Source organism: Pantoea sp. X-Soil-YNGN-775 (assembly GCF_059730575.1).
Genome location: NZ_AP035945.1, coordinates 4,210,876 through 4,234,857 on the forward strand (window position 1 = coordinate 4,210,876; position 23,982 = coordinate 4,234,857).

Here is a 23,982-nt window from a genome sequence, read left to right on the forward strand (position 1 = left end):
CTGAAAATCTGTCCCTCAAAAACGCCTCTGGCGTTGTAAGGTTAAGCCTCACGGGTCATTAGTACCGGTTAGCTCAACGCATCGCTGCGCTTACACACCCGGCCTATCAACGTCGTCGTCTTCAACGTCCCTTCAGGACCCTTAAAGGGTCAGGGAGAACTCATCTCGGGGCAAGTTTCGTGCTTAGATGCTTTCAGCACTTATCTTTTCCGCACTTAGCTACCGGGCAATGCCATTGGCATGACAACCCGAACACCAGTGGTGCGTTCACTCCGGTCCTCTCGTACTAGGAGCAACCCCCCTCAATTCTCCAGCGCCCACGGCAGATAGGGACCGAACTGTCTCACGACGTTCTAAACCCAGCTCGCGTACCACTTTAAACGGCGAACAGCCGTACCCTTGGGACCTACTTCAGCCCCAGGATGTGATGAGCCGACATCGAGGTGCCAAACACCGCCGTCGATATGAACTCTTGGGCGGTATCAGCCTGTTATCCCCGGAGTACCTTTTATCCGTTGAGCGATGGCCCTTCCATTCAGAACCACCGGATCACTATGACCTGCTTTCGCACCTGCTCGAGCCGTCACTCTCGCAGTCAAGCCAGCTTATGCCATTGCACTAACCTCACGATGTCCGACCGTGATTAGCTGACCTTCGTGCTCCTCCGTTACGCTTTAGGAGGAGACCGCCCCAGTCAAACTACCCACCAGACACTGTCCGCACCCCGGATCACGGGGCCACGTTAGAACATCAAACATTAAAGGGTGGTATTTCAAGGTTGGCTCCACGCGGACTGGCGTCTGCGCTTCAAAGCCTCCCACCTATCCTACACATCAAGGCTCAATGTTCAGTGTCAAGCTGTAGTAAAGGTTCACGGGGTCTTTCCGTCTTGCCGCGGGTACACTGCATCTTCACAGCGAGTTCAATTTCACTGAGTCTCGGGTGGAGACAGCCTGGCCATCATTACGCCATTCGTGCAGGTCGGAACTTACCCGACAAGGAATTTCGCTACCTTAGGACCGTTATAGTTACGGCCGCCGTTTACCGGGGCTTCGATCAAGAGCTTCTCCTTGCGGATAACCCCATCAATTAACCTTCCGGCACCGGGCAGGCGTCACACCGTATACGTCCACTTTCGTGTTTGCACAGTGCTGTGTTTTTAATAAACAGTTGCAGCCAGCTGGTATCTTCGACTGGCTTCGGCTCGGGGAGCAAGTCCCTCCACCTACGCGCCAGCGTGCCTTCTCCCGAAGTTACGGCACCATTTTGCCTAGTTCCTTCACCCGAGTTCTCTCAAGCGCCTTGGTATTCTCTACCTGACCACCTGTGTCGGTTTGGGGTACGATTTTGTGTTACCTGATGCTTAGAGGCTTTTCCTGGAAGCAGGGCATTTATCACTTCAGCACCGTAGTGCCTCGTCGTCACGCCTCAGTGTAAAGTGAACCGGATTTGCCTGGAACACACACCTACACGCTTAAACCGGGACAACCGTCGCCCGGCTGATATAGCCTTCTCCGTCCCCCCTTCGCAGTAACACCAAGTACAGGAATATTAACCTGTTTCCCATCGACTACGCCTTTCGGCCTCGCCTTAGGGGTCGACTCACCCTGCTCCGATTAACGTTGAACAGGAACCCTTGGTCTTCCGGCGAGCGGGCTTTTCACCCGCTTTATCGTTACTTATGTCAGCATTCGCACTTCTGATACCTCCAGCAGCCCTCACAGGCCACCTTCGACGGCTTACAGAACGCTCCCCTACCCAACAACACATAGTGTCGCTGCCGCAGCTTCGGTGCATGGTTTAGCCCCGTTACATCTTCCGCGCAGGCCGACTCGACCAGTGAGCTATTACGCTTTCTTTAAATGATGGCTGCTTCTAAGCCAACATCCTGGCTGTCTGTGCCTTCCCACATCGTTTCCCACTTAACCATGACTTTGGGACCTTAGCTGGCGGTCTGGGTTGTTTCCCTCTTCACGACGGACGTTAGCACCCGCCGTGTGTCTCCCGTGATAACATTCTTCGGTATTCACAGTTTGCATCGGGTTGGTAAGCCGGGATGGCCCCCTAGCCGAAACAGTGCTCTACCCCCGAAGATGAGTTCACGAGGCGCTACCTAAATAGCTTTCGGGGAGAACCAGCTATCTCCCGGTTTGATTGGCCTTTCACCCCCAGCCACAGGTCATCCGCTAATTTTTCAACATTAGTCGGTTCGGTCCTCCAGTTAGTGTTACCCAACCTTCAACCTGCCCATGGCTAGATCACCGGGTTTCGGGTCTATACCCTGCAACTTAACGCCCAGTTAAGACTCGGTTTCCCTGCGGCTCCCCTATACGGTTAACCTTGCTACAGAATATAAGTCGCTGACCCATTATACAAAAGGTACGCAGTCACCCCATAAAGAGGCTCCCACTGCTTGTACGTACACGGTTTCAGGTTCTGTTTCACTCCCCTCGCCGGGGTTCTTTTCGCCTTTCCCTCACGGTACTGGTTCACTATCGGTCAGTCAGGAGTATTTAGCCTTGGAGGATGGTCCCCCCATATTCAGACAGGATACCACGTGTCCCGCCTTACTCATCGAGCTCACAGCCTGTGTGTTTTTGTGTACGGGAGTATCACCCTGTACCCTGCGACTTTCCAGACGCTTCCACTAACACACAAGCTGATTCAGGCTCTGGGCTGCTCCCCGTTCGCTCGCCGCTACTGGGGGAATCTCGGTTGATTTCTTTTCCTCGGGGTACTTAGATGTTTCAGTTCCCCCGGTTCGCCTTGCAGCACTATGTATTCATGCTGCAATGATGCACTGAGTGCACCGGGTTTCCCCATTCGGACATCGACGGCTGTAGCGGTTCATATCACCTTACCGTCGCTTTACGCAGATTAGCACGTCCTTCATCGCCTCTGACTGCCAGGGCATCCACCGTGTACGCTTAGTCGCTTAACCTCACAACCCACAGGCGTTTTTCAACGCTGCGTGCTGCAAGCATTTGAGAGACTCGAACATGTCGTGGCTTTCATTCTTATTACGGAGAATGAAAACGACATGTCGTTTCAATTTTCAGCTTGTTCCGGATTGTTAAAGAGCAAATATCTCAAACGCGGCTCGGCTGCTCACGCAACTGAATCGGTTTTGAGATACTTCGTGGAGACACCTTTCACCTGTCACCAAGCAAGTGGCGTCCCCTAGGGGATTCGAACCCCTGTTGCCGCCGTGAAAGGGCGGAGTCCTAACCGCTAGACGAAGGGGACACAAAGGTGTCACGACTTCGCAGCCGTCTTGCTCATTACTTTTTATCAGACAATCTGTGTGGACACTGCGCGGGAAGGTATCTTCAGGTAAGGAGGTGATCCAACCGCAGGTTCCCCTACGGTTACCTTGTTACGACTTCACCCCAGTCATGAATCACAAAGTGGTAAGCGCCCTCCCGAAGGTTAAGCTACCTACTTCTTTTGCAACCCACTCCCATGGTGTGACGGGCGGTGTGTACAAGGCCCGGGAACGTATTCACCGTGGCATTCTGATCCACGATTACTAGCGATTCCGACTTCACGGAGTCGAGTTGCAGACTCCGATCCGGACTACGACGCACTTTGTGAGGTCCGCTTGCTCTCGCGAGGTCGCTTCTCTTTGTATGCGCCATTGTAGCACGTGTGTAGCCCTACTCGTAAGGGCCATGATGACTTGACGTCATCCCCACCTTCCTCCGGTTTATCACCGGCAGTCTCCTTTGAGTTCCCGACCGAATCGCTGGCAACAAAGGATAAGGGTTGCGCTCGTTGCGGGACTTAACCCAACATTTCACAACACGAGCTGACGACAGCCATGCAGCACCTGTCTCAGCGTTCCCGAAGGCACCAAGGCATCTCTGCCAAGTTCGCTGGATGTCAAGAGTAGGTAAGGTTCTTCGCGTTGCATCGAATTAAACCACATGCTCCACCGCTTGTGCGGGCCCCCGTCAATTCATTTGAGTTTTAACCTTGCGGCCGTACTCCCCAGGCGGTCGACTTAACGCGTTAGCTCCGGAAGCCACTCCTCAAGGGAACAACCTCCAAGTCGACATCGTTTACGGCGTGGACTACCAGGGTATCTAATCCTGTTTGCTCCCCACGCTTTCGCACCTGAGCGTCAGTCTTCGTCCAGGGGGCCGCCTTCGCCACCGGTATTCCTCCAGATCTCTACGCATTTCACCGCTACACCTGGAATTCTACCCCCCTCTACGAGACTCAAGCCTGCCAGTTTCAAATGCAGTTCCCAGGTTAAGCCCGGGGATTTCACATCTGACTTAACAGACCGCCTGCGTGCGCTTTACGCCCAGTAATTCCGATTAACGCTTGCACCCTCCGTATTACCGCGGCTGCTGGCACGGAGTTAGCCGGTGCTTCTTCTGCGGGTAACGTCAATCGACGCGGTTATTAACCGCATCGCCTTCCTCCCCGCTGAAAGTACTTTACAACCCGAAGGCCTTCTTCATACACGCGGCATGGCTGCATCAGGCTTGCGCCCATTGTGCAATATTCCCCACTGCTGCCTCCCGTAGGAGTCTGGACCGTGTCTCAGTTCCAGTGTGGCTGGTCATCCTCTCAGACCAGCTAGGGATCGTCGCCTAGGTGGGCCATTACCCCGCCTACTAGCTAATCCCATCTGGGTTCATCCGATAGTGAGAGGCCCGAAGGTCCCCCTCTTTGGTCTTGCGACGTTATGCGGTATTAGCCACCGTTTCCAGTGGTTATCCCCCTCTATCGGGCAGATCCCCAGACATTACTCACCCGTCCGCCACTCGTCACCCAAGGAGCAAGCTCCTCTGTGCTACCGTCCGACTTGCATGTGTTAGGCCTGCCGCCAGCGTTCAATCTGAGCCATGATCAAACTCTTCAATTTAAGTTTGATTTGCTTAAACAAGTTAAGCGGTGCTCATCTGTAAAACGTCATAATGAATTTCATTATGTGTTCACTCGTGAGACTTGATATTTTTTACGTCCGGAGACGCTGATATCAATCCTGCGAGTGCCCACACAGATTGTCTGATAAATTGTTAAAGAGCAGTGCGAGCAGCGGGTTAACCGTCTGTCGCGAGGTGGCGTATATTACGCTTTCCTCCTTCAGAGTCAACTTCTTTTTCAGAAGCTTTTCTCCGGCGGCGCAGTCTCCTGTGCCTGCTGACCCGTCTCTCCGTAAGCCGGTGTTCCGTGTCAGTGGAGGCGCATTATAGGGAGTTTCCGGAGGCTGACAAGCGTTTCTTTAAATAAATTTTCTAAGCGCGTTTTTTTTAAACGAACGTATTAAAAAGCACCATTTGATGATCGAATAACGCGCAGAAATCCCGGTAAAGCGATAAAAACAGGCCTGCCGCGTTGCGCTGGCGGTGCTATTCTTTTTCATTCTTCTCGCTGGATAACTCTAAGAAGGACGCTCAATGATAAAATCCGCGCGCAGCATGGCCGGTTTGCCATGGATTGCTGCCATGGCATTTTTCATGCAGGCACTGGATGCCACCATTCTCAACACCGCTCTGCCCGCTATCGCCACCAGCCTCGAACGTTCTCCTCTGGCCATGCAATCCGCTGTAATCAGTTATACCCTGACTGTGGCAATGCTGATCCCGGTCAGCGGCTGGCTTGCCGATCGCTATGGCACCCGCAGGGTGTTTATCGCTGCGGTCTCGCTGTTCACGCTTGGTTCGCTGGCCTGCGCCCTGTCACCCACCCTCTCTGTGCTGGTGACCTCACGCATCGTACAGGGGGTGGGCGGCGCCATGATGATGCCGGTTGCGCGCCTGGCGCTGTTGCGTGCTTATCCGCGCAGCGAACTGCTGCCGGTGCTCAACTTTGTCACCATGCCGGGACTGGTCGGGCCGATACTCGGTCCGCTGCTTGGCGGTGTGCTGGTGACCTATGCCACCTGGCACTGGATCTTCCTGATTAATATTCCTATCGGCATACTCGGCATCGTCTATGCCCGCAAATATATGCCGGACTTCACCACGCCGAAACGCCGCTTCGATTTCTTCGGCTTTATACTGTTTGGTCTGGGTCTGGTGATGATCTCAACAGGGATTGAACTGTTTGGTGAGCGTATTGTGTCAGCCTGGCTGGCTGGCGGGGTATTACTCGGCGGGATCGTTCTGCTGCTTCTTTATATAGTGCACGCGCGCCGCCATCCCTCTCCGCTGATTAATCTGCCGATGTTTAAAACCCGCACTTTCTCGGTAGGCATCATCGGCAATATCGCTTCTCGTCTGGGCACCGGCTGCGTGCCGTTCCTGATGCCGCTGATGTTGCAGGTGGGCTTTGGCTACTCGGCAATTATCGCCGGTTGTATGATGGCCCCTACCGCGGTGGGGTCGATACTGGCCAAGTCGACGGTGACACAGCTGCTGCGCTGGTTAGGCTATCGCCGTCTGCTGGTCGCTATTACCGTGATTATTGGCATTCTGATTGCCACCTTCTCTCTGCAGTCGCCAGAGGAAGGCATGATCCTGTTATTACTGCCGCTGTTTATTCTCGGCATGGCGATGTCGACCCAGTTCACCGCGATGAATACCATTACCCTCGCCGACCTGAATGACGATAACGCCAGCGGGGGTAACAGCGTGCTGGCCGTGACACAGCAGTTAGCGATCAGTTTTGGGGTCGCGGTAAGCGCCGCCGTCCTGCGCTTCTATCAGGAATTTGAAACCAGCACCGTTGCACAGTTCCACGCAACGTTTCTGACCATGGGCGTGGTAACGGTGCTGTCAGCGCTGACCTTTATGCTGCTGAAAAACGGCGACGGGCGGAATCTGATCACCAACCGCGATAAGAAAAAGAAGAAAACGGCTTAAGCTGAGCCCCGCGCCACCAGCTCCGGCGTCAGTACCAGCGTCTGCTGGCTGGCGTCGGGATCGCGCAGGCGATGGATTAAGGTATCAATCGCCAGTTCGCCCAGTTCATCTTTAGGTTGATGAATGGTACTCAGCGGCGGCGAAAGGTAACGCGCCAGCTCAATATCGTCATAACCCATCACAGCGACATCCTGCGGAATCTGTAATCCCGCCTGATATAACGCATGATAAACCCCAACCGCCATCGCATCGTTACTGGTGAAGACCGCCTGCGGCACCGTTTCCAGCGCCAGCAGCTCAATCATCCCGTTGTAACCGCCCTGAAATTCAAAGTCACCGTTGACCACATAACCCGGCAACACCTCCAGACCGCTTTTCGCCATCGCATTGTGAAACCCTTCCAGCCGCATCCGCGCGGTGGTTTTATCCTGCGGACCGGCGATACAAGCGATGCGGGTATAGCCGCTATCGATCAGGTGCTGGGTCGCCAGCTCACCGCCCAGCAGCGCATTGTCCTGAATGATGTCGCCGCGACCTTCAAACGGCGCCCAGTCCATCATCACCGTCGGGATAGAGGGATAACGGTTCAGAATGTCCGCTGACGGCAGATGACTTTCGGTACACATCATCAGCAGTCCATCGACGCGCTTTTGCATCAGCGTTTCGAGGCTACGATTCATCCGTTCCTCATCACCGGCGGTATTACACAGGATCAGGCTATAGCCACGCTGATAGCAGCTGTCCTCGACGCCGCGCACCACTTCTGCATAAAACGGGTTGCTACTGGTGGTCAGCAGCATGCCGATGGTGTGGGTCTGGTTAATCTTCAGGCTGCGCGCCAGCGCCGAGGGAGCGTAGTTTAGACTGCGGATCGCCTGTTCAACTTTCTCCCGAACGCCCTCGCTGACAAAGCGATTATTGTTGATGACGTGCGAGACGGTGGAGGTAGAGACACCCGCCAGGCGAGCGACATCTTTCATGGTGGCCAAGCGCTTAATCCTGCTGCTGCAAAAAGTCATCGATCTCCGCGCGCCACGGCACGGAGGGCTGCGCGCCGGATCGGGTTACGGCGATAGCCGCAGCGGCATGCGCAAAGCGCACCGCATCCTGCATCGGTTTCTGCTCCAGTCGCGCGGTAATAAAGGCACCATTAAAGGTATCGCCCGCGGCAATGGTATCAATCGCCTTAACGCTAAAGCCCGGAATGCGCTGCCCCTGGCCCTGTTCACTCAGCCAGACACCGCGCCGGCCCAGCGTAATCAGTACGGTATCGATGCCTTTGGCATGCAGTGCCGCCGCAGCCCGGGCCGCATCCTGATCGTTGTGAACGGCAATCCCGGTCAGGATTTCCGCCTCGGTTTCATTCGGCGTAATAATGTCGATCAACGCCAGCAGTTCATCGGAGAGCGGCGTAGCCGGTGCCGGGTTGAGGATCACCTGAGTCTGTTGCTCTCTGGCGAAACGCGCCGCCGCCAGCACACTTTCCAGTGGAGACTCCAGCTGCATCAGTAGCGCATCAGCTTCGGCGATCACCTGTTGATGACGTGCCACACAGTCCGGCGTTAACGCGGCGTTAGCGCCTGAATAAATGCCGATATTGTTCTCGCCTTCACGGTTGACGAAAATCATCGCCACCCCGGTCGACTCGCCCGCCACCACTTCTAGCGGGGCAGTATCAATATTGTCGCGGGCCAGTTGCTGACGAATACGTTCGCCAATGTCATCCGCGCCCACACAGGCGATAAAAGCGATATCCGCGCCAGCACGCCCTGCGGCCACGGCCTGATTGGCACCTTTACCGCCAAACGCAATCTGGTAATCCTGCCCGATCACCGTTTCACCGGGACGAGGAAAGTGCGCCAGATTAAGGATGTGGTCAGCGTTGATGCTGCCAAGAACGGCCAGTTTTGCGTTTTTGCTCATTAGGGGAGTCCGGAATAAGTGCGCCACCGGGAGGGTGGCGCAGTGCCCTGCTTTTCTTTGAGTTATTGAGTGACCAGCTTCAGGTCGACCGGGTTGATCGCCTTCACTTTTTCACCCTTCAGCACTTTATCAGCGGTATCAACGCCGATCATGCCAATTTTGTCTGGCATCTGTGCCACGGTCGCAGACAGTTTGCCACCTTCTACCGCTTTCACGCCATCAGCGGTGCCGTCAAACCCCACCACGATCACATCGGTTTTACCGGCGGTCTGCAGCGCACGCAGTGCACCCAGCGCCATTTCATCATTCTGCGCAAACACCGCCTGCACATCCGGGTGGGCCTGCAGCAGGTTCTGCATCACGTTCAGCCCTTTAGTGCGATCAAAGTCAGCCGGCTGGCTGGCAAGGATCTGGAACTTGTGGGCATCAGCAGCCTGTTTGAATCCTTCGCCACGTTCACGGGCTGCGGAGGTGCCGGCAATGCCCTGCAGTTCAATAATTTTGGCGCTTTCGCCGACTTTTTTAGCGATGAAGTCACCGGCCATTTTCCCGCCGAAACGGTTATCAGAGGCGACGTGGCTGACCACCGTGCCCTGCGCGGCCACGCGGTCCAGGGTAATGACCGGGATGTTGGCCTGGTTAGCCATCTTCACTGCGTTGCCGACCGCATCAGAATCGGTTGGGTTGATCAGCAGCAGTTTGGTGCCGCGCACCGTCAGATCCTGCACGTTCGCCAACTCTTTCGCCGGGTTATTCTGCGAATCCAGCACTACCAGGTTGTAACCCAGTTTGTCGGCTTCTTTTTGTGCGCCCTCTTTCAGTGAAACAAAGAACGGGTTATTGAGGGTCGATACCACCAGCGCGATGGTCTCTTTTGCCATGGCGCTGGTACTGAGCGTCGCGCCAAGGATCATGGCCAGTGCGGTTAACTTTTTCATCATTTCATCCTGTGTAAAGGTCAGAGTTATTTACTGCTTTTATTATCCACCAGCACCGCCAGCAGGATTACCACCGCTTTAACGATCATCTGGTAGTACGAAGAGACGCCCATCAGGTTCAGGCCGTTATTAAGGAAACCGAGGATCAGCGCACCAATCAGCGTGCCGACAATACGTCCTTTACCGCCCGCCAGGCTGGTACCGCCCAGCACCACGGCGGCAATTGCATCCAGCTCATAGCCAGTACCGGCCGTTGGCTGCGCTGAGGAGAGACGCGCCACCTCAATGGTGCCCGCCAGCGCGGCCAGCATGCCACTCAGTGAATAGACGATGACCTTGACGCGATTAACATTGATACCGGAGAGGCGAGTCGCGGCTTCGTTGCCACCCAGCGCATAGATGTAGCGGCCGAGGCGGGTGTGGTGCAGCATGTACCAGGCGGCGATAAACACCAGCGCCATCAGCCATACCGGCGCAGGAATACCCAGCGGACGACCAATACCAAACCAGCCCAGCAGATCGGCGTTGGCATTAAACCCGGTGCTGATTGGGCTGCCGTCGGTGTAGACCATGGTGACGCCGCGCAACAACAGCATCATCACCAGCGTGGCGATAAATGCCTGCACCTTACCGCGCGCCACGATGGTGCCGGTCAGCGCACCGATCGCTGCGCCGAGCGCCAGAGATGCCGCCACGGCCACCAGCGCATTCACTTCCATGCCAACCAGCGACGCGCCTACCGCCCCGGTCAGCGCCAGCAGCGAGCCCACCGAGAGATCGATACCCGAGGTCAGAATCACCAGCGTCATGCCGACCGCCATAATGGCGTTCACCGAAGTCTGCTGCAGAATGTTGAACAGGTTGGCTACGGTAAAGAAGTTCGGGCTCTGACTCGCCACCACGGCAATTAACACCATCAGCGCAATCAGCGACTTTTGTTCCAGTAACCAGCTTTTGCTAAACCAGCGGCGGCTGGCAGGTAAAGATTGGGTCGTCATACCACTAAATCCTCGCTGTGTTGCTTGCCTACGGCGGCGGCCATCAGGCTCTCCTGAGTGGCTTCTTCACGGGTAAATTCGCCGCTTAAACGGCCTTCATGCATCACCAGGATGCGGTCACTCATTCCTAATACTTCCGGCATTTCAGAAGAGACCAGGATGATGCTCAGCCCTTCGGCTTTAAACTGGTTAATCAGCTGGTAGATCTCTTTTTTCGCGCCAACATCGACGCCACGGGTCGGCTCATCAAGAATCAGCACGTTGGGACGGGTCATCAGGCCGCGGGCAATCGCCACTTTCTGCTGATTGCCGCCGGAAAGCAGCCCGATCGGCTGAGCCATAGAGGGGGTTTTCACGTTGAACAGCCGGATAAAGTCACCCACCGCCAGCTGCTCAGCCGCATGCTTCAGCGTGCCGCCGCCGTGACTGAAATAGCGCAGCGCGGTCAGCGACATGTTCTCTTTGACCGACATGCCCAGCACCAGGCCGTCACGCTTACGGTCTTCCGAGATATAGACGATGCCGTTAGCCAGCCCATCCTGTGGCGAACGCGTCACCACTTCCCGACCGCTGAGCCACAGGCTGCCCTGATAGCGCGGCAACGCGCCATACAGCACTTTCATCAGTTCGGTACGGCCCGCGCCCATCAGTCCGGAGATGCCCAGAATTTCACCTTTGCGCAGGCTGAAGCTGACGTTGTGCACGCCGGGACCGCTGACGTTGTCGACTTTAAGCCGCACCTCGCCTGGCGCCTGATCCAGATGAGGATACTGATCTTCCAGTTTGCGACCGACCATCATTTCGATCAGGCTCTCTTCGGTCAGTTCGCTGACCGGACGCTCGGCAATAAACTGGCCGTCACGGAACACCGTGACGTCATCGCAGATCTCAAAGATCTCTTTCATACGATGTGAGATATAGACGATGCCGCAGCCCTGCGCTTTCAGTTCGTTGATCACCCGGAACAGCGACAGCGTTTCGGTATCCGTCAGCGCATCGGTCGGCTCATCCATGATGATCACCTGCGACTCAAAGCTCAGCACTTTGGCAATTTCGACCATTTGCTGATCGCCAATCGACAGATCGCCGACCAGCTTGTGGCTGTTGAAGCGCAGATTAAGCCGCTTAAGCAACGCATCCGCTTCGGCATACATGCGCGTCCACTGGATGCGGCCAAAACGGTTAACAAATTCGCGACCGAGAAATATATTCTCCGCCACGGTTAACTGAGGGATCAGGTTCAGTTCCTGATGAATAATGCCGATGCCCGCTTCCTGTGACGCTTTAGGGCCATTGAAGCGGGTCTCCTGGCCGAGCCAGTGCAGCGAACCGGCGTCGAACTGATAAATTCCGGTCAGCACTTTCATCATGGTGGATTTGCCGGCACCGTTTTCACCCACCAGCGCCATAACGCGTCCTGCCCGGACATTCAGCGAAGCACCCTTCAGGGCTTTTACCCCAGGGAACGATTTTTCAATGCCGTTGAGCTGCAGTAAAGGTTGCATAGCGGCCTCAGAAGGTCACACCGGCGCTCAGGATGACATTCGCAAACGGAGAACACTCTCCGCTGCGAATGACCGCCTGACTGCGTTGCGTTTGTTGTTTGAATTGTTCATGGCTGGTGTAGCGGATGGTGATGCTATTCCCCTGGTGCTGTTGCAAGGCTTCGAGCACGGCGAGCAGTGCGCGATGGAGCGGCGGATTGTGCTGCTTAATCTCCTCCGCAATCAGGGCGCTTTCTACCTGCATCTCAAGCGTGACGGCCTTAACCACCTCGATAAAATCGGGCGTACCCGGTGTCAGGGCTAAATCGATGCGTTGCGGTCCTGCCGGGATCGGCAAACCGGCGTCGGCAATCGTCAGCGTATCAGTGTGACCCAGGCGGGCAATCACGTGAGAGAGTTCAGCGTTTAACAAGCGACCTTTTTTCATTTTTCACTCCACAGCGAAACGTTTCGCTGACAGGAGTGTATGAAAAGCCGTCAGCAACTCAATCGGCGAAGCTGAAATTTGTGATCGTTATCGAAACGTTTCGCTTACGCGGTGGGAAATTTGAATTAAGGCGGGCTGCAGGGCAAAAAAAAGGACCGCTGATGCGGTCCCGGGCTGGACGTTTAAGGCAGTTTCTTCACCTGTTTAACGTCCATTTCGATGCTGTTGAAATCTTTATCCAGCTCACCGGTCAGTTCAACGGTATCTTTTGGCGAGATAGTCTGGCCGTTCCAGTGCTTATGGTCTATCTCGACTTTCATGGTACCGGTCTGATCGCGGAACAGATAATCTTCATCGCCGATCTGTTTTTCCAGCTTACCGCGTACGGTAATCCAACTGTCATCCTTCATCTCTTCTGCCTGCTTCACCGTCACCACACTGGAGTGGTCAGCGCTAAAGCCGCCCTGTCGGCTCTGAACCTGTGCCGCCGGGGCGTTGGGGTCGACGAAGCCGCCTTGCTGAGCAGCAAAAACCGGGGCAGAAGCCAGCATAACGACAGCTAAAATTGCAGCGTGCTTTTTCATTTTGTCACCTCGTTTCCATGATGTGTTTCGTTTTGTTGAGCCTAGTTGACCATAAGGTTCTTAACAGCTTCTTAAGAAGCAAAAATAAGCCATTTTCGCCGAAATGCGCTGTACAAGCGGCAGTCTGCTTCGTATAAAGCGCTATCACCGCCGGGAGAAATGATGCGTATTTTACTGATAGAAGACGATCGCTTAATTGGCGACGGGATTAAAGCGGGACTGGGTAAGCTGGGATTTAGCGTCGACTGGTTTACCTCCGGCGAGGCCGGATTTCAGGCATTAAACGCCGCGCCGTGGGATGCGGTGATCCTCGATCTTTCTCTGCCCGAACGGGACGGGCTGGATATCCTGCGACAGTGGCGTCAGCAAGGGCAGGATGTGCCGGTGCTGATCCTGACGGCGCGCGATGCGCTCGATCAGCGAGTCGAAGGGCTGCAGATGGGTGCGGATGATTATCTCTGCAAACCGTTCGCCCTGACCGAAGTGGCAGCCCGCTTACAGGCGCTGATCCGCCGCCGGCATGGTCAGCTGCAACCGGAGCTGCGTCATGGCAACGTGGTACTGAAGCCCGACAGCCACAGCGTCACCTGCGACGGCCAGCCGATAGAGTTGAAAAGCCGCGAGCTGGCGCTGCTGGAGCTGTTTATGCGCAACCCTGGACGGGTGCTGACCCGCAGCCAGCTGGAAGAAAAACTGTATAGCTGGGACGCCGATGTCTCCAGCAATGCGGTGGAAGTGCATATTCATCATCTGCGTAAGAAACTCGGCAGCCAGTTTATCCGCACGCTGCACGGCGTCGGCTACACCCTTGGAGCGACAGAATGCGATCGATAAGTCTGTTTCTGCGGCTTGGCATCGGTTTTGTGCTGCTGCTGGGCATCTGCTGGGCCAGTGCCAGCCTCAGTGCCTGGCATCAGACGCGAGACACCATTAACGAGCTGTTCGACACCCAGCAGATGCTGCTGGCCAAGCGCCTGCTGACCCTCGATTACGCCTCGCTTGACGCGCCGTCACTGCCAAAAACCCGACAGCTGCTGCGGCACCACCGTGGCGATCAGGATGATGACGCGCTGGCGTTTGCTGTCTTCACCCCTGATGGCCGGCAGGTGCTCAACGATGGCGATAATGGCAGATACCTGCCGTTTGAGGCGGACTACCAAGGGTTTCATGATGGCCAGCTCACTAATGATGATGACCGCTGGCGTTTTGTCTGGCTGACCACGCCAGACAAGCAGTTCCGCGTGGTGGTCGGCCAGGAGAGGGAATATCGCGATGAGATGGCCGGTGATCTGATGCAGGCCAGCGTATTACCCTGGCTGATCGCCCTGCCTTTTATGCTGCTGCTGCTGATCGGCCTGGTCTGGTCGGAATTACGTCCGTTAAAGCAGCTGGCTACGCAACTGGCGCAGCGAGCGCCGGATGACGGTACTCCTTTGCAGGCCGAACGGGTGCCGAAAGAGGTGCAGCCGCTAATTTTTGCGCTGAACGGCCTGTTCAGCCGCATCAATGCAATGATGCAACGTGAACGGCGTTTTACCTCAGATGCCGCGCATGAGCTGCGCAGTCCACTGGCTGCGTTGCAGGTGCAAAGCGAAGTGATCCAGCTGGCCGTCGACGATGAAGCGATGCGCACCCATGCGCTGAAACAGCTGGATAGCGGCATTACGCGCGCCACCCGGCTGGTGGATCAGCTGCTTACCCTGTCGCGGGTGGAAGCGGATGATGCCCGCAGTGCCTTTGAACCGGTGTCGTTAAAACAGACGCTGCAGGAAACGCTGGCGGCGCAACTGCCGCTGGCGGATAAAGCTGGCGTAACCTTGCGTCTGCACGCGGAAGCTGAACCAGTAATTCAGGGCCATCCGCTGTTGCTCTCGCTGCTGGTACGCAACCTGCTGGATAACGCGATTCGCTATACTCCCGCCGGCAGTGAAGTGGATGTGCGGCTCGCGGCCAACAGCCTGTCCGTCGAGGATAACGGAGAGGGTCTGAGTGAAGCCGATCGGCAACGGTTAGGCGAGCGTTTCTGGCGACCGCCCGGCCAGGAGAAAAGCGGCAGCGGGCTGGGATTATCGATTGTGCGCAATATCGCTCAGCTGCACGCGATGCAGCTGGCGTTCAGCCAGCGCCCGGGCGGCGGATTGTGCGTAACGCTGCGCTGGTCATAAAAAACCCGCCGGTCAGGCGGGTTGCACAGGTTAAATCTCGACCTGAGTGCCTAACTCAATCACCCGGTTTGGCGGGATCTCAAACTGGTCCGGGGCGCGTAACGCATTGCGCTGCAACGCCAGGAACAGCTTGCCACGCAGCCGCAGATACCACGGCCGTTTGCCGATAATCAGCGACTCATGCGACATAAAGAAAGAGGTCTCCATCATCCGGCAGTTCAGCCCTTCCAGCCCACAACGGTGGAAAATCTCCTCCACGTTCGGCGTTTCGCGCCAGCCATAGCTGGCCACCACGCGCCAGAAGGTCGGCGATAGCTGCTCAATCGTCACCCGCCGCACATTGTGCACGTAGGGCGCATCCTCAGTACGCAGCGTCAGCAGCACCACCCGTTCGTGCAGCACTTTGTTGTGCTTGAGGTTATGCAGCATGGCAAACGGGATCACGTTCAGTGCGCGCGACATATAGACCGCGGTGCCCGGCACCCGCACCGGCGGCGATTTCTCCAGTGATGCAATCATCGCCTCCAGTGAATTGCCGTGCTCATGCATCCGACGCAGCAGGCGGAAACGTTCGCTTTTCCACGTCGTCATAATGATAAACATCACCAGGCCGAGGCAGAGCGGCAACCAGCCACCCGAGAAGATTTTAACCAGGTTCGCGGTAAACAGCGGCACGTCGATAAACAGCATCAGCAGCAGGATCACGCCAACCGCCAGCTTGTGCCAGTGCCAGTTTTTAATCGCCACGGTGCAGGAGAGAATCGAGGTCAGCACCATAGTACCGGTCACCGCAATGCCGTAGGCCGCGGCCAGATTGCTGGAGTGTTCAAAGCTGATGATCACAATCAGCACCGCGAAATAGAGCACCCAGTTGATCATCGGAATATAAATCTGGCCCGATTCACGCTCCGAGGTATGAATGATCCGCATACCGGGCAGATACCCGAGCCGGACCGCCTGACGCGTCAGCGAGAAGACGCCGGAGATCACCGCCTGCGAGGCGATGACCGTCGCCAGGGTCGCCAGAATCAGCATTGGGATCAGCGCCCAGTCGGGTGCCAGCAGGAAAAAGGGGTTCTTAATCGCTTTAGGATCGCTGAGCAGCAGCGCGCCCTGACCAAAATAGTTCAGCACCAGTGACGGCAGCACCACTGAAAACCACGCCAGCCGGATCGGGATTTTACCGAAGTGGCCCATATCAGCATACAGCGCTTCCACGCCGGTAATTGCCAGCACCACCGCGCCCAGCGCGAAGAAGGAGACTGATTTGTATTGCAGGAAGAAGTTAACCGCATAGGCAGGATTGAGCGCCTGAAGAACTTCCGGGTTCTTGATGATGCCGTTAACGCCGAGGATCGCCAGCACCAGAAACCACAGCAGCATCACCGGCGCAAACAGCTTGCCGACCATGCCGGTTCCGTGTTTCTGAATCGCAAACAGCAGCGTCAGCACCGCAATCGACAGCGGCACGATAAAGGGATCAAGCGACGGCGCGGCAATTTCCAGACCTTCTATCGCCGACATCACTGAAATCGCTGGGGTGATCACCACTTCGCCATAGAAGAAGCTGCCGCCAATCAGGCCCATAATCACCAGCACCGCCGTGGCGCGGGCACCGGTATGACGGCCCGCCAGCGACATCAGGGTCAATATTCCCCCTTCGCCAGCATTGTCGGCCCGCATGACATAGCTGATGTATTTCAGTGAAACCACCAGCACCAGTAGCCAGAAAATCAGCGACAGAAAACCAAATACCGCGCCGCGTTCCACGCCGAAGCCAAACTGGCCGGAGAGGCATTCCCGCAAGGTATACAGCGGACTGGTGCCGATATCCCCATAGACAACACCAATAGCGGCCAGCGTTAGCCCACCAAGTGACTGCTTATTATCCGAGCTCATAGAGTTATCTTTTGTTGGAGTCTAAGAGGCGCAAAAACCCCTCGCTCAAGCCATCAAAAAGCGCACAGTATGCACGTATTGCCAAAAATTCCTATCCCCGGTTAACCTGACCACCGGCGGAATGCGGCGGTTTTTACCTCAGAAACCGCGGCTTAGGGCCGCTTTCCCGTTAACCGAATCTTCTGCAACAAAAAAGCTGACAGCTATCAACGCTTTCACGCATCATTATCTATAGAGTAAGGCGCTTGCTTAAGCGCGGCGGCCCGACGATCGTAAGGACATTGATGTGATTATGGCTCAACCCCATCTTTTGGCAGAAAGAATTTCTCGCCTCAGCAATGCGTTAGAAAAAGGCCTGTATGAACGGCATCATGCCATTCGCCTTTGCCTGCTGGCCGCGCTCAGCGGTGAAAGCGTATTCCTGCTGGGTCCGCCTGGCATTGCCAAGAGTCTGATTGCCCGCCGCCTGAAATATGCCTTCCAGCACGCCCGCGCCTTTGAATACCTGATGACCCGTTTCTCCACCCCGGAAGAGGTGTTTGGCCCGCTGTCGATCCAGGCGCTCAAAGATGAGGGCCGCTATCAGCGCCTGACCAAAGGCTATCTGCCCGACGCGGAGATTGTGTTTCTCGATGAGATCTGGAAAGCCGGTCCGGCCATTCTGAATACCCTGCTGACCGCGATTAACGAACGCCGCTTCCGCAACGGCGACAGCGAAGAAAAAATTCCGATGCGGCTGCTGGTCACCGCCTCCAACGAACTGCCGGAAGCCGACAGCGGTCTGGAAGCGCTGTATGACCGGATGCTGATCCGCTTATGGCTGGACAACGTGCATGAAAAGCAGAACTTCCGCAGCATGCTGACGCATCAGCAGGATGAAAATGCTAATCCGGTGGCCGAATCGCTGCGCATCAGCGATGAAGAGTATGCCCAGTGGCAGCTCGGCATCAGCCAGGTCAGTTTACCCGATGCGGTGTTTGAACTGATTTACCAACTGCGTCAGCAGCTGGAGAGTCAGCCAGCGGCCCCTTACATTTCTGACCGGCGCTGGAAAAAAGCCATTCACCTGCTGCAGGCCAGCGCCTTTTACAGCGGCCGCAACGCCATCGCGCCGATCGACCTGATCCTGCTGAAAGATTGCCTGTGGCACGATGTTGCCTCAATGCAGCTGCTGGAACGCGAAATCGACCTGTTAATGACCCAGCATGCCTGGCAACAGCAGCCAATGCTGCTCAGGCTGCAACAGATCAAAACGCGCCGGATGGCCTTACAGCAGCAACAGAGCATGGCGCAGGCGATCACGCTGGAGAAGCACAGCGGCATGTTCAGCCGCAAACCCTATTACGATTTGCCGGAAAATCTCTCCGACGATCAGCTGACGCTGATGCTGCAACATCCACTGACGCTGCACGATATGCAGGTCACGCATCTGGTGATCGCCCGCGACGCCCTGCATCAGTGGCTGCAAAAAGGCGGCGAGATACGCGGCAAGCTCAACGGTATCGGCTTTGCGCAGACGCTGGATTTGCAGGTCGATGCGCAACACTGCCTGGCGATACGTGACGTCAGCCTGCAATCGTCACGCCTGACGCTGCCTGGCGCCAGTAATAGCGACCAGCTGCCCGGCGAAATTATCGAGGCGCTGGATACGCTGGAAAGTGAGCTACGCAGCCAGCGTCACCTGTTCAGCCAGCATCAGCGCTGCCTGTTTATCAGCGATGACTGGCTGGCGCGGGTGGAGACCAGCCTGCAGGATGTAGCGGAACAGCTAAAACAGGCGCGTAAATGATCTCACTGGAGACGCTCAGCACGCTGCTCTCAATCGGCGAAACGGAGCTGATTGAAGAGTTGATTATCGCTCTGCTGGCGTCGCCGCAACTGGCGCTGTTTTTTGAAAAATTTCCCGGCCTGAAAAAAGCACTGCTGCGCGATGTGCCGCGCTGGAAAGCGGAAATCAACGCTGAACTGAAGGCCACGCCGGTACCCGCCGTGCTGGCGGAGGAGTTTCAGCTGTTCCAGCGGGTGCAGCTGCTCAGCGATCGTCAGTTCAGCCAGCAGCTCGATGACACGCTACAAACGCTGGAACGCCTGCCTTCACCATTTATTGATGAAGCCCGCCGGCTACTGCAACACACCGACATCCATCATCTCAGCAGTGCGCAGCATACGCTGTTTTTACAGCGCTGGCGGCTCAGCCTGACGCTGCAAACCCTTACGCTGAATCAGCAGTTGCTGGAGCAGCAGCGCGAACGTCTGATGGCGGAACTGCTGCAGCGTATGGCGCTGAGTGGTCAGCTGGCACCGATGCTGAGCGACGATGACGAAGCGGCGGCAGGCCGGCTGTGGGACATGAGCAAAACTTCACTGCAGCCAGGCGACTACCAGCTGATGCTGCAGTACGGTGATTTTCTGGCGCAGCAGCCGGAACTGCTGAAGCTGGCACAACAGCTTGGCCGCAGCCGGGAAGCGAAATCGGTGCCGTCACAGGATGCACCGCTGGAGACATTTCATCAGCTGGTCCACGAGCCGGCGGCGGTACCGGAAGAGGTCAGCGGTATTCATCAGAGCGATGATGTACTGCGCCTGCTGCCACCAGAGCTGGCTGCGCTCAGCATCAGCGAGCTGGAGCTGGAATTTTATCGCCGTCTGGTAGAGAAACGCCTGCTGACCTACAAGCTGCAGGGCGATGCCTGGCATGAAAAAGTGACCCAGCGGCCGGTCAGCCACCAGCATCATGAAGAGCAGCCGCGCGGACCGTTTATTGTCTGTGTCGATACCTCCGGTTCGATGGGCGGGTTCAACGAGCGCTGCGCCAAAGCATTCTGCCTGGCACTGCTGAAGGTGGCGCTGGCCGATCGTCGTCGCTGCTACATTATGCTGTTCGCCCATGAGGTGATTGGCTATGAGCTGACCGGTGATGATGGCCTTGAGCAGGCCATTCGCTTTCTTAGCCAGCGTTTTCGCGGCGGCACCGATCTGGCGGCCTGCCTCTCGGCCGTGGTTAAGCGCATGGAAGGAGCGATCTGGCAGGAGGCGGACGCGGTGATTGTCTCCGATTTTATCGCCCAGCGGCTGCCGGAAGAGGTGATCGGCGCCATTAAACAGCGTCAGCGACACAATCAGCAACGTTTTCACGCCGTGGCGATGTCGACCCACGGAAAGCCCGGTATTATGCGCATCTTCGACCATATCTGGCGCTTCGATACCGGCATGAAAAGCCGCCTGCTGCGCCACTGGCGGCGCTAAGTCATCAGGCAGAAATGCTTATTTGCTATAGTGAATCACTGCCATTTTTTCACACAGCAATCTGGAGCACCCTGTGACGACCGTCCACCCCCATTGCGATCTGCCTGCGCCGACGCGAACCTTACTGCTCTCCGGCGACAATATTGAACAAAAACGTGCCGAACTGCTGACCTACTTCCACCAGACCTGGGAGCAGTACGAAAGCCTGTTTACCTGTCTGACTGATTCGCAGGCCTGGTTTACCAAAGCCATTCCGCTGCGTCATCCTCTAATTTTTTATTTTGGTCATACCGCCACCTTCTACATTAATAAGCTGATGGCCGGACGCTACATTGAGGCACGCCTCGACGATCGCATTGAAGCGATGATGGCGATTGGCGTCGATGAGATGAGCTGGGACGATCTCAACGACAGCCACTATGAGTGGCCAACCATCGACGAGGTACGCGTCTATCGTGGTCGGGTCAAAGCGCTGGTCAGCGATCTGATCCAGACAATGCCGCTGAGCTTGCCGATCCAGTGGGACAGCCCGGCCTGGGTGATCCTGATGGGGATCGAGCATGAGCGTATTCACCTGGAAACCTCCAGCGTGCTGATCCGGCAGTTGCCGGTTGACTGGGTGACGCCGCAGCCGGCCTGGCCAGTCTGTCCGCTGGCGCGCCATCAGCGCCAGGATGTGCCAGCCAACAGCCTGCTGCCGATGCCGGGCGGCCGCGTTACGCTGGGTAAAACCGATGATACCTACGGCTGGGATAACGAATATGGCCGCCAGCAGATCACGCTGCAGCCGTTCAAAGCCAGCAGAATGCTGGTCAGTAACGCCGAGTTTTTTGAATTTGTCAGCGCAGGCGGCTATCAGGATGCCCGCTGGTGGGATGACGAAGGCTGGGGCTGGCGCCAGTTTGCCGAGGCGGAGATGCCAACATTTTGGGTCGGCACGCCCGCGATGCCCGATCAGCTTAAGCTGCGTCTGATGTGTGAAGAAGTGGCGATGCCGTGGGACTGGCCAGCGGAAGTGAACCAGCTGGAAGCATCCGCCTTCTGTCGCTGGAAAGCTGACCAGAGCGGAATGGCTATTCAGCTGCCGTGCGAAGCGGAGTGGTATCAGCTGCGTGAACAGGTCGCCGGCGATCAGCCGCAGTGGGATCGGGCACCTGGCAATATCAATCTGGCGTACTGGGCCTCTTCCAGCCCGGTCGATCTGTTCGCCCAGGGCGAGTTCTTCGATATCGTCGGTAACGTCTGGCAGTGGACCACCACGCCGACCAACGGCTTTGAAGGCTTTAAAGTTCATCCACTGTATGATGACTTTTCCACCCCGACCTTTGATGGCAAGCACTCGCTGATTAAAGGCGGCAGCTGGATCTCGACCGGTAACGAAGCGCTGAAATCGGCGCGCTATGCGTTCCGCCGTCATTTCTTCCAGCACGCTGGTTTCCGCTACGTGGTCTCCCGCCATCAGGAAAGCATGACGCTGAATCCGTATGAAACCGACGCCATGGTGTCGCAGTATCTCGATTTTCAGTATGGCCCACGCTATTTCGGGGTCGATAATTACGCCGAAAGCCTGGTGAAAATGGCGCTGAACTACACCACGTCACACGCTGAAGCGCTGGATATTGGCTGCGCCACCGGACGCGCCAGTTTTGAGCTGGCCCGCCATTTTGAACGCGTTACCGGTATGGATTACTCGGCGCGCTTTATTGACGTGGCGCTGCAGCTGACCAGCGGCGAAGATTTCCGCTACGTCCTACCACAGGAGGGCGATCTGGTGGAGTATCGCCAGGTGCGCCTGAAAGATTTCGGGCTGGAGAGCGATCTGGCGCAGCGCATTCAGTTTGTGCAGGGCGACGCCTGTAACCTCAAACCGCAACCCGCCCGCTACGATCTGGTGCTGGCCTCCAACCTGATCGATCGCCTGCGCCAGCCCGCGCGCTTCCTGCAGGATGTCACGCCGATGCTGCGTCCGGGCGGTATCCTGTTGCTCTCCTCACCTTATACCTGGCTGGAAGCGTACACGCCTAAAGAGAACTGGCTGGGCGGCATACGCGAAAATGGTGAGGCGCTGACAACGCTGCAGGCGCTGCAACGGCTGCTGGCGGCCGACTTTGAACTGCTGGATACGCCGCAGGAGATGCCGTTTGTAATCCGTGAAACGGCGCGCAAATTCCAGCACACGCTGGCGCAGGTTACCGTCTGGCGTAAACGCTAAGTTACCTGGCAGCGGCACCCGTCGCTGCCGGTTGTTGCCTGAATCACGCTTTTGCTGCACATTCTCCCTTGTTCAATTCAAAGCAGCCTAACGAGGATGGCCATGGCCGAACATCTGCAGCTCGATAACCTGGATCGCGGCATCCTGAATGCCCTGCTGGATAACGCGCGTACCGCTTACGCCGAACTGGCAAAACAGTTTAATGTCAGCCCGGGGACCATCCATGTGCGGGTGGAGAAGATGAAGCAGGCCGGCATAATACTGGGCACCCGCGTCGACATCGATCCGCGCCAGCTGGGCTTTGATGTCTGCTGTTTTATCGGCATCATCCTGAAGAGTGCCCGCGATTATCCAGCAGCGCTGAGCAAACTGGACGCGCTGGATGAGGTGGTGGAGGCCTGGTACACCACCGGCCACTACAGCATCTTTATAAAAGTGATGTGCCGCTCGATTGATGCCCTGCAGCAGGTGCTGATCAACAAGATCCAGACCATTGATGAAATTCAATCAACAGAAACCCTGATCTCGCTGCAAAACCCGATCATGCGGACCATCAAACCCTGATCGCACTTCCCCTGTGCACAACCTTATCCCGGACGAATGCAGCGGCTGACAACGGCTGCGTTCACCTCTCCTGATCTATTAACCCTGTTTTCCACAGGTGGATCACCGCTTGATCACAGCGTACAATGCCCGCCTTAATGTCCAGGAGAGCAAGATGGCCGATATTACCTTAATCAGTGGCAGTACCTTGGGCAGCGCCGAATATGTTGCTGAGCATCTGGAAGAAAAATTACAGGACGCAGGCTTCTCAACGCAGATGCTGCACGGCCCGGCGCTGGATGAGGTGCCGCAGGAAGGCATCTGGCTGGTGGTCTGTTCAACCCATGGTGCAGGTGAGATTCCGGATAATCTGCAACCCTGGTTCGAGGCCATCAGTGAAAGCCAGCCCGATCTCTCTCAGGTCCGGTTTGGTGCCGTCGGTCTCGGCAATCATGAATATGACCTGTTTTGCGGGGCGATTCGTCAGATCGAGACACTGTTGATCGCCCAGGGCGCGCAGCGGATTGGCGATCGACTGGAAATCGACGTGCTTGAGCATGAGATCCCTGAAGATCCGGCTGAAGCCTGGGTCATGGGCTGGAAAAACGCGATCTGAGACTGGTCGGGGATCGTGAAATAGTGACGATCCCCAGTGGAAGATGCTGATTTTGTCCTTTTGCAGCCGTTTATTTTGTGGATAACTACCCTCTTTTACTGCGTATAA

Annotated in this window: 16 protein-coding genes, 1 tRNA gene and 2 rRNA genes; 8 read left to right on the top strand and 11 right to left on the bottom strand. The window is 56.3% G+C overall.

The features are described 5' to 3' along the window. Positions 1-37: 37 nt before the first annotated feature. The 3 genes from AC6I8I_RS19810 to AC6I8I_RS19820 form a co-directional block, all read right to left on the bottom strand. A 23S ribosomal RNA gene (locus AC6I8I_RS19810) occupies positions 38-2,941 on the bottom strand. A gap of 230 nt (positions 2,942-3,171) precedes the next feature. Then, positions 3,172-3,246, bottom strand: a tRNA-Glu gene (locus AC6I8I_RS19815). 88 nt (positions 3,247-3,334) lie between these two features. Next, positions 3,335-4,876, bottom strand: a 16S ribosomal RNA gene (locus tag AC6I8I_RS19820). Together the 16S and 23S rRNA genes with 1 tRNA gene alongside form the textbook arrangement of a ribosomal RNA operon. 535 nt (positions 4,877-5,411) lie before the next feature. On the opposite strand from AC6I8I_RS19820, the gene mdtD reads away from it, so the two are divergent. Then, positions 5,412-6,818 (top strand): multidrug transporter subunit MdtD, encoded by a 1,407-nt coding sequence (gene mdtD / locus AC6I8I_RS19825; RefSeq protein ID WP_312054979.1) that lies wholly within the window; start codon positions 5,412-5,414, stop codon positions 6,816-6,818. Here the strand turns inward: mdtD and rbsR are convergent. From rbsR to AC6I8I_RS19860, 7 genes are all read right to left on the bottom strand, one after another. After that, a complete protein-coding gene (gene rbsR, locus AC6I8I_RS19830; protein ID WP_312054985.1) occupies positions 6,815-7,798 on the bottom strand; it encodes a ribose operon transcriptional repressor RbsR in 984 nt (327 codons plus the stop codon). The two genes, mdtD and rbsR, sit on opposite strands and share 4 nt — an antisense overlap. A gap of 13 nt (positions 7,799-7,811) precedes the next feature. Then, on the bottom strand, positions 7,812-8,741 hold the full coding sequence (gene rbsK / locus AC6I8I_RS19835; protein WP_497828209.1) for a ribokinase: 930 nt from the start codon (positions 8,739-8,741) through the stop codon (positions 7,812-7,814). Positions 8,742-8,803: 62 nt separating this feature from the next. Beyond that, positions 8,804-9,679 carry a ribose ABC transporter substrate-binding protein RbsB gene (gene rbsB / locus AC6I8I_RS19840; RefSeq protein ID WP_031376181.1) on the bottom strand — a complete coding sequence of 292 codons (876 nt, stop codon included), beginning with the start codon at positions 9,677-9,679 and terminating at the stop codon, positions 8,804-8,806. A 26-nt stretch (positions 9,680-9,705) separates the two neighbouring features. Then, a complete protein-coding gene (rbsC, locus tag AC6I8I_RS19845; RefSeq protein ID WP_031376180.1) occupies positions 9,706-10,677 on the bottom strand; it encodes a ribose ABC transporter permease in 972 nt (323 codons plus the stop codon). Beyond that, positions 10,674-12,182 (bottom strand): ribose ABC transporter ATP-binding protein RbsA, encoded by a 1,509-nt coding sequence (gene rbsA / locus AC6I8I_RS19850; protein ID WP_312054974.1) that lies wholly within the window; start codon positions 12,180-12,182, stop codon positions 10,674-10,676. The genes rbsC and rbsA overlap by 4 nt, the downstream gene beginning before the upstream one ends. A gap of 7 nt (positions 12,183-12,189) precedes the next feature. After that, positions 12,190-12,609 carry a D-ribose pyranase gene (rbsD, locus tag AC6I8I_RS19855; RefSeq protein WP_497828210.1) on the bottom strand — a complete coding sequence of 140 codons (420 nt, stop codon included), beginning with the start codon at positions 12,607-12,609 and terminating at the stop codon, positions 12,190-12,192. Positions 12,610-12,791: 182 nt separating this feature from the next. Continuing rightward, a complete protein-coding gene (locus tag AC6I8I_RS19860) occupies positions 12,792-13,193 on the bottom strand; it encodes a YgiW/YdeI family stress tolerance OB fold protein (protein ID WP_497828211.1) in 402 nt (133 codons plus the stop codon). Between the two features lie 162 nt (positions 13,194-13,355). Here AC6I8I_RS19860 and qseB point away from each other — a divergent pair, with 162 nt between their 5' ends. Further along, positions 13,356-14,027 (top strand): quorum sensing response regulator transcription factor QseB, encoded by a 672-nt coding sequence (qseB, locus tag AC6I8I_RS19865; RefSeq protein WP_312759281.1) that lies wholly within the window; start codon positions 13,356-13,358, stop codon positions 14,025-14,027. Continuing rightward, positions 14,015-15,358, top strand: coding sequence for a quorum sensing histidine kinase QseC (gene qseC / locus AC6I8I_RS19870; protein WP_312054969.1), 1,344 nt, complete (start codon positions 14,015-14,017; stop codon positions 15,356-15,358). The genes qseB and qseC overlap by 13 nt, the downstream gene beginning before the upstream one ends. Positions 15,359-15,388: 30 nt before the next feature. On the opposite strand, the gene kup is transcribed toward qseC, so the two are convergent. Next, entirely contained in the window at positions 15,389-17,257 is a 1,869-nt protein-coding gene (gene kup, locus AC6I8I_RS19875; protein WP_312054967.1) for a low affinity potassium transporter Kup, read from the bottom strand. A 292-nt stretch (positions 17,258-17,549) separates the two neighbouring features. Here kup and ravA point away from each other — a divergent pair, with 292 nt between their 5' ends. From ravA to mioC, 5 genes are all read left to right on the top strand, one after another. Then, positions 17,550-19,046 carry an ATPase RavA gene (gene ravA / locus AC6I8I_RS19880; protein WP_312054965.1) on the top strand — a complete coding sequence of 499 codons (1,497 nt, stop codon included), beginning with the start codon at positions 17,550-17,552 and terminating at the stop codon, positions 19,044-19,046. Then, positions 19,043-20,503: an ATPase RavA stimulator ViaA gene (viaA, locus tag AC6I8I_RS19885; RefSeq protein ID WP_497828212.1), complete on the top strand. Its 1,461-nt coding sequence runs from the start codon at positions 19,043-19,045 to the stop codon at positions 20,501-20,503. Before ravA ends, viaA begins: the two co-directional genes overlap by 4 nt. A 73-nt stretch (positions 20,504-20,576) precedes the next feature. Continuing rightward, positions 20,577-22,715: a 5-histidylcysteine sulfoxide synthase gene (gene ovoA, locus AC6I8I_RS19890; RefSeq protein WP_497828213.1), complete on the top strand. Its 2,139-nt coding sequence runs from the start codon at positions 20,577-20,579 to the stop codon at positions 22,713-22,715. A 102-nt stretch (positions 22,716-22,817) separates the two neighbouring features. After that, on the top strand, positions 22,818-23,279 hold the full coding sequence (asnC, locus tag AC6I8I_RS19895) for a transcriptional regulator AsnC (protein WP_003849496.1): 462 nt from the start codon (positions 22,818-22,820) through the stop codon (positions 23,277-23,279). 154 nt (positions 23,280-23,433) lie between these two features. Next, positions 23,434-23,874 carry an FMN-binding protein MioC gene (gene mioC / locus AC6I8I_RS19900; RefSeq protein WP_312054960.1) on the top strand — a complete coding sequence of 147 codons (441 nt, stop codon included), beginning with the start codon at positions 23,434-23,436 and terminating at the stop codon, positions 23,872-23,874. Positions 23,875-23,982: the final 108 nt, after the last annotated feature.